The organism is Marivita cryptomonadis, assembly GCF_002115725.1.
In the GTDB taxonomy this organism is placed as follows: Bacteria; Pseudomonadota; Alphaproteobacteria; order Rhodobacterales; family Rhodobacteraceae; genus Marivita; species Marivita cryptomonadis.
On record NZ_JFKD01000086.1, the window covers coordinates 1 to 997 of the forward strand.

Consider the following 997-nt stretch of genomic DNA (forward strand, 5'->3'; position numbering starts at 1 on the left):
AAAATAAAGGGTTGACGGCAGATTCTGGAAGTCTATAATTCGCCCCACTTCCGGCGCAGTCGAAACGGAAAACTCCTTGGTAAACAAAGAGTTACGCAAGATTCGACAGCGACCTGCTTCAGTTCATCGAAGCCCAGAAGGAGTTGGTAGAGCAGTGTCGTTTGGCTCTATTAACGTTTCGATCCTCTCGGTCGAAAGCGGAGAAAAAGAGGTGTTGACAGCAGCGTGTAACGCTGTAGAATTCGCCTCCCGCTAACGAGAGATCGGAAGCGCAAGTGGTTGAAGTTACAAAGGAAACTTTGAAAACTTCTGAAAATAATCACTTGACAGCAAATGAGGCTGCTGTAGAATGCGCGCCTCGGTTGAGACGAAAGATCTTAACCAACCGCTCTTTAACAACTGAATCAAGCAATTCGTGTGGGTGCTTGTGGAGTCAGACTGATAGTCAACAAGATTATCAGCATCACAAGTTACTCCGCGAGAAATCAAAGATGTAACCAACGATTGCTGAGCCAAGTTTAGGGTTTCTTAAAAACCCAAAGATGTTTGAACTGAAGAGTTTGATCATGGCTCAGATTGAACGCTGGCGGCAGGCCTAACACATGCAAGTCGAGCGGTAGAGAGAAGCTTGCTTCTCTTGAGAGCGGCGGACGGGTGAGTAATGCCTAGGAATCTGCCTGGTAGTGGGGGATAACGTTCGGAAACGGACGCTAATACCGCATACGTCCTACGGGAGAAAGCAGGGGACCTTCGGGCCTTGCGCTATCAGATGAGCCTAGGTCGGATTAGCTAGTTGGTGAGGTAATGGCTCACCAAGGCGACGATCCGTAGCTGGTCTGAGAGGATGATCAGTCACACTGGAACTGAGACACGGTCCAGACTCCTACGGGAGGCAGCAGTGGGGAATATTGGACAATGGGCGAAAGCCTGATCCAGCCATGCCGCGTGTGTGAAGAAGGTCTTCGGATTGTAAAGCACTTTAAGTTGGGAGGAAGGG

1 rRNA gene is annotated in these 997 nt (G+C 49.3%); it reads left to right on the plus strand.

The features are described from left to right. Positions 1–548 precede the first annotated feature (548 nt). Positions 549–997 (plus strand): 16S ribosomal RNA (locus MCRY_RS22400); the annotation flags it as partial.